Here is a 6,083-nt window from a genome sequence, read left to right as displayed (position 1 = left end):
GAGGCGATGATCGTCGCGCAGCCGGCAACGAGAGAAGCGGCGCCGGATGCGCCGGACGCGATGTTGGGCGGCGCGCTGCCGATCGACGGCATCGGCGATTCGGACGAGCGGCGCGCGTATGCGGGAAGCGGTCAGTCGCGGCGCGGCGACGCGCTGTGGGCGGCGCTGACGGGGTGAGCGCTGCGCCGCGCCGTGTGACCGCGACGCGCGTGCAATGAGAGGTCCGCGCGGGCGTCACGCGAAGCGACTGCGCGCCGCGCAAGGAATAAGATGAGGGTCGCGTCATGTGACGCATTTGCGGAGCGCAATTGCCATGGTGGATCGCCCGACTCTCGATGCCTACGATGCTTACGCGGCCGACTACGCGCAGACCTGGCTCGACGAAGGCCCGCCCGACGACACTTACGCGCTTCTCGAGCAGCATTTCGCGCCGGGACCGACGGCGGACGTCGGCTGCGGCGCGGGACGCGACACTGCGTGGCTCGCGGCGCGCGGTTTCGACGTGCGCGGCTACGACGCGAGCACCGCGCTGCTCGATGAGGCGCGGCGGCGCCATCCCGATCTGCCGTTTGAACACGCGACGCTGCCCGCGCTCGCCGGCGTGCCGTCCGCCTCGTTCCGCAACGTGCTGTGCGAGACCGTCGTGATGCACCTGGATCCTGCGGAAGCGGCAGCGGCCGCCGCGCGGCTCGTCGAGCTGCTGATGCCGGGCGGCACGCTGTACATGAGCTGGCGGGTTGCGGCGAGCGGGTCGCTGCGCGACGAGCGCGGGCGACTGTACACGGCGCTCGACGGCGCCCGGATGCGCGCCGCGCTCGGCGCCGGCGTACGGGTGATCGACGAGCATGACGTCATCAGCGCGTCGTCCGGCAAGCGCGTGCACCGGCTGATCGTCCGCAAGGCGGACGTCGCGGAGTGTGCAAACGCGTCGTCAGCGTGAAGCGGCGCGGCGACTGCCGGCCGCGCCGGGCGGTGCGCGTGTCGGTGCTGGCGTGGGCACTGGCATCGACACAGGCACCGGCACCGGCATCGACATCGGCATCGACATCGACATCAACATCGACATCGACATCGACATCGACATCGACATCGGCATCGGCATCGGCACCTGCGTCAGCCCGACGCCGCGACGCTCAATTGCGGTTGAGTGCCGCTTCCCAGTTGATGTCGACGCACAGCACCTGCATCCCGCTTGCAACGGGCGCGGCGATCGACGCGGTCACGCACAGGTGCGCCTCGTTGATCGACAGATACGGCGGCGTCAGTTGCACGCGGCCCGGCGCGCGCATCGCGTGGCTGAAGTACGGCCGGCGTTCCCAGCTCGCGCCTTCCGAATGCAGCAGCGGGCGGAAGCGCTTCGCGCGTTGCGACACGCTGCCGCGCGCAATCACGTTGTCGCCGATCTGCCGCCCCGATGCGTCGAGCAGGAAGCAGCGCGCGGTTTCGGGCAGGCCGAGCACCATCGCGGCCGCGTCTATGAGCGTCGCGCCCGCGGCGAGCTTCGTGCTGGCCTCCTCGAGCGCGGCCACATACGGGGCGAGCCGCGTCGCCTGCTGGCGCTCGCGTTCCGCGACGCGCAGGCGTAGCGCGGCCGACAGCGTGTCCATGCAGCCCGCCGCGGCCTGCGGCTGCACGGGCTCGACGCTGGGGCCGGCGAAGTACTGGCCCTGCACGAAATCGACGTCGCATTCGAGCGCGATCAGTGCGTCGCGCTCGGTCGACAGTCCGCCCATCAGCACGAGCTGGCCGGATTCATGCAGCAGTGTCACGAGCCCCGGCAGCACGCGCTCGAGGTGTGAGTGCTCGCTCGCCTGCGCAAGGATCCCGCGGTCGAGCGTGACGATATCGGGATGCAGGTGCCATACGCGATCGATGTTCGAGTGCTTCGCGCCGAAGCCGCCGAGCGCGATCAGGAAGCCGGCCTTGCGCAGCCCGTCGACGATCGCCGCATAGCGCGGCGTCTCGCCGCCCGCCTGCTCGGGCACCTCGAGCACCACACGATGCGGCGGCAGGCCGAGCGCCTTCAGGTTCGCGAGCAGCGCGTCGCCGTAGACGGTATCCATCAGCGCGGCAGGATGCAGGCTCAGGAAGAGCCACTCGTCATGGCTGTCGAACGCGTGGAAATTGCCGAGGTGCAGCGATTCGGCGAGCCGGCCGAGCTCGAGCAGGTCGCCGCGCCGCGCGGCCTGCGTGAAGACCTCGTGCGATGCGACCTGGCGGCTCTCCTCGTCGTGCGCGCGCAGCGATGCGTGATAGCCGATCGCGCGCCGGTGCGACACGGAAAACACCGGCTGGAACACGCTGAACACGGTGTAGCCGCCGTACAGCACGGTGCGCCGGTTGCCGTCGTCGCCGGCGACGGGGCGGGGCGGCTGGAAGCCGGGGGGATCGATGTCGATCATGCTCATGATGTCGGCCGAAGGAAGGCTGCCAGTTTACCTACAGAATAGGCGAGCAAGAAGTGTGCGCAACCGGGTGGCCCGAGCGTCGGGCCGCCGCGGCCCTGTGCGCGGCGCGGACGACCGCCGGTGGTGCCGTCGGTGCTGCCGGTGCTGCCGGTGCTGGCGGTGCACCGTCGTGGTGCACGGTGCGCCGCGACGACGCCTGCGCCGCGCGCACGGATCAGGCGCGTTCCGACGGATCGGCCCTGCGCGCGGCGCCGCGGATCTCTGGCGCGAGCTGCGCGAAGATCCACGCGGACGCGGCGGTGATGAGGCCGACGCAGATGAACGTGGCATGGAACGCGGGCAGCGTGTTGCTCGGCGTCACGGTGCGCAGCATGCCGGTGAAGGTGGCGAGCAGCGCGCCCGCAACCGTCACGCCGAGGCTCATCGACAGCATCTGCACGAGCGAGAACAGGCTGTTGCCGCTGCTCGCGCCGCCGGTGCCGAGATCCTTCAGCGTCAGCGTGTTCATCGCAGTGAACTGCATCGAGTTGAAGCCGCCGAACAGCGCGAGCTGCGCAACCTTGAGCCACACCGGCATCGCGTCGCGCATCAGCGCGAAGCTCGCCATCATCACGCCGACCATGATCGTGTTCGCGAGCAACACCTTGCGATAGCCGTGCTTCATGATGAGGTGCGTGATGAAGCGCTTCGAGGACATCCCGGCAGCCGCGACCGGCAGCATCATCAGGCCCGCCTCGAACGCGCTGTAGCCGAGGCTCACCTGCAGCAGCAGCGGGATCAGGTACGGCATCGCGCCGGTGCCGATCCGCGCGAACAGGTTGCCGAGCAGGCCGACGCTGAACGTGTGGATCCGGAACAGCTCGAGCGAGAAGATCGGCTGCGTCGCGCGTACCGCGTACAGCCCGTACGCGACGAAGCACGCGAGGCTGAGGATCAGCAGCACGAGCACGGCCGCGTGCTGCATGCCGAGGTCGGCGAGCCCGTCGAGCGACAGCGAGATTGCGACCATGCCGATCGTCAGCAACAGGTAGCCCTTCAGGTCGAAGCGCCCGACCGCCGGGTTGCGCGCGTCGGGCATCGAGTACCAGGTGGCGACGCAGCCGGCGACGCCGACCGGCACGTTGATCAGGAAGATCCAGTGCCACGACGCGATCTTCACAAGCCAGCCACCGAGCGTCGGGCCGATCAGCGGGCCGATCAGGCCGGGAATCGCGACGAACGACAGCGCGGACAGGTAGCGCTCGGCCGGGAACGTGCGCAGCACCGCGAGCCGACCGACCGGCAGCAGCATCGCGCCACCGATCCCCTGCAGCACGCGGAACCCGACGAGTTGCGGCAGCGTGTGCGCGTTCGCGCACAGCAGCGAGCCGAGCGAGAACACCAGGATCGCGCTGAAGAACACGCGCCGCGTGCCGAGCGTGTCGGCGAGCCAGCCGGATACCGGGATCATCACGGCCATCGTCAGCGAATACGCGATCACGACCGATTGCATCCGCAGCGGCGATTCGCCGAGGCTCGCGGCCATCGACGGCAGCGCGGTGTTGACGATCGTTGCGTCGAGCGTCTGCATGAAGAAGCCCGTCGCGACGAGCCAGAGCATGACGGTGAGGTTTTTTTCGCCGGAGGCGGTGGCGGGTGGGCGTTGGAACATGAAGGCGAGGGCGGGGCGCGCGAACGCGGGACACCGGACATTGTAGGGAAAGCAGTCCTGCCGTGCAGTTTCGACCGCGCGTCCGACGGGCCGATGAGCGGACACACGGCCGGACGCACGGCCGGACACGCCACCGGACAACTGGCCGGACGCCGGACCGGACGCCCGTTCGCCGGCACGCCGGTACAGTTCAGTCGAAAGTGTCCGCGACCGTATCTGTCCGCGTGCTGTCACTGTCCGGAATACTGAACGTATCCGACGACCCGACCAGGAGACGGCCATGCGTGAACTGCGACTCTATGTGCTGGACGGCGACGAGCCCGCCGGGCGGTGGCGGATGATCGACTGCACGTCACTGCAGGTGGCGGACGGCGAACTGTGGGTGACGGTCGAAGGCGAGCTGGCCGACCATTGGCTGCTGCCGGGCGAGACGCTCGCGTTCGCGCGCGGGATGCGGGTCTGGATCAGTGCCGGGCCCCGCGGCGCGACCTTCGCGTTCGGTCCCCGGGACGCGCCGGCCGCCGTGCGCGCCGACGCGTGGCGGCAGCGTGTCGCCGCGTGGGGCTGGCGCCGCCGTCACGCCGCCGCGTCACTGCCGACCTAGGCTGCAAGTGGGCAAACGGGCAGGCAAGCGGTCGGGGAGTGAGCGCATGCGCGGCCGCGGCACGTCGATACGTCAAGTCACGATTTGCTCGATCAGGATTGAACGCACGCGCGGTGAAATCTAGACTCGATTTCGTATCCCGCTCACTCGCGCACGATCATGACTCCCGCACTCGCATTGACGCATCTGTGGCAACTCGCGCAGGGCGACCCCGGCGCGCTCTCGCGTGTCACCGTCACCGGGCAGGACCCTGCGCTGCCGTCCGCATTCCATGTCGGCACGCTTGCCGCGGCGACGATCGCGGCGGCCGGGCTCGCCGCCGCCGAGTGCCATCGCCTTCGCACGGGCGTCGCGCAGCATGTCGATGTGTCGGTGCGCGACGCGCTCGTCGCATTCCGCAGCGAGCGCTACCTGCGCGTCGACGACGGACCGCCACCCGAACTGCGTCATCCGGTGACGGGCTTCTACGCGACGCGCGACGCGCGCTGGATCCAGCTGCACGCGAATTTCCCGCATCACCTGCGCGGCATCCTCGCGGTGCTCGAATGCGGTGACACGCGTGCGGACGTCGCCGCGGCGATCCGCACCTGGGACGGCGCGGCGCTCGACACCGCGCTGGCGGATGCCGGACTCTGCGCGGCATTGATCAGAATGCCTGACGAATGGGGCGCGCACGAGCACGCGCGTGCCGTCGAGACGCTGCCGTTGTTCGAGATCGAGCGCATTGGCGACGCGCCCGTGCAGCCGATCGGCCGGGGCGACGCGACGCGGCCGCTCGCCGGCGCGCGCGTGCTCGATCTCACGCGGATCATCGCGGGCCCGGTCGCCGGCCGCACGCTCGCGTCGCATGGCGCAGAGACGCTGCTCGTGAACGGTCCGCACCTGCCGAACATCGCGCCGCTCGTGATCGACAACGGACGCGGCAAGCGCTCGGCATGGATCGACCTGCGCGACGCCGCGGGCGTCGACGCATTGCAGCAGCTTGCCCGCGACGCGGACGTGTTCCTGCAAGCGTACCGTCCCGATGCGCTCGCAGCACACGGCTTTGCACCGCAGGCGCTGGCCGCATCGCGGCCCGGCATCGTGTACGTATCGATATCAGCATACGGGCATGCGGGGCCGTGGTCGCGTCGGCGCGGCTTCGACAGCCTCGTGCAGTCGGCGAGCGGGATCGCGTGGCGTGAGCAGCATGCTGCGCATGAGGACCGGCCGCGTCACCTGCCGTGCCAGGCGCTCGATCATGCGACCGGCTATCTCGCGGCGTTCGGCGCGATGATGGCGCTCGCGCGCCGCGCGCGCGAAGGCGGGAGCTGGCACGTGCGGCTGTCGCTCGCGCAGACGGGCCGCTGGCTGCAGTCGTTCGGGCTCGTGCCGGACGGCGCGCACGCGCCCGACCTGATGCCCGACGACGTGCGCGACC

The 6,083-nt window shown here is 70.1% G+C and carries 5 protein-coding genes; 3 read left to right on the top strand and 2 right to left on the bottom strand.

From position 1 onward, the window contains the following. Nucleotides 1-313 precede the first annotated feature (313 nt). Nucleotides 314-940, top strand: coding sequence for a class I SAM-dependent methyltransferase (locus G3N94_RS39130; protein ID WP_205799558.1), 627 nt, complete (start codon nt 314-316; stop codon nt 938-940). A 193-nt stretch (nt 941-1,133) separates the two neighbouring features. On the opposite strand, the gene G3N94_RS39125 is transcribed toward G3N94_RS39130, so the two are convergent. Then, nucleotides 1,134-2,408: an EAL domain-containing protein gene (locus tag G3N94_RS39125; protein WP_205799557.1), complete on the bottom strand. Its 1,275-nt coding sequence runs from the start codon at nt 2,406-2,408 to the stop codon at nt 1,134-1,136. A 214-nt stretch (nt 2,409-2,622) separates the two neighbouring features. After that, nucleotides 2,623-4,059 carry a multidrug transporter subunit MdtD gene (mdtD, locus tag G3N94_RS39120; protein ID WP_205799556.1) on the bottom strand — a complete coding sequence of 479 codons (1,437 nt, stop codon included), beginning with the start codon at nt 4,057-4,059 and terminating at the stop codon, nt 2,623-2,625. A 280-nt stretch (nt 4,060-4,339) separates the two neighbouring features. On the opposite strand from mdtD, the gene G3N94_RS39115 reads away from it, so the two are divergent. Together G3N94_RS39115 and G3N94_RS39110 are read left to right on the top strand one after the other, a co-directional pair. Next, nucleotides 4,340-4,663, top strand: coding sequence for a DUF2917 domain-containing protein (locus tag G3N94_RS39115; RefSeq protein WP_205799555.1), 324 nt, complete (start codon nt 4,340-4,342; stop codon nt 4,661-4,663). Nucleotides 4,664-4,822: 159 nt separating this feature from the next. Further along, on the top strand, nt 4,823-6,083 hold a 1,261-nt coding region (locus tag G3N94_RS39110), incomplete at its 3' end, for a CoA transferase (RefSeq protein WP_205799554.1).

Source organism: Burkholderia sp. Ac-20353 (assembly GCF_017104785.1).
Lineage (GTDB): Bacteria > Pseudomonadota > Gammaproteobacteria > Burkholderiales > Burkholderiaceae > Burkholderia.
Note: the sequence above shows the minus strand (reverse complement) of the source record. Positions and strands in the feature narration are given on the sequence as shown.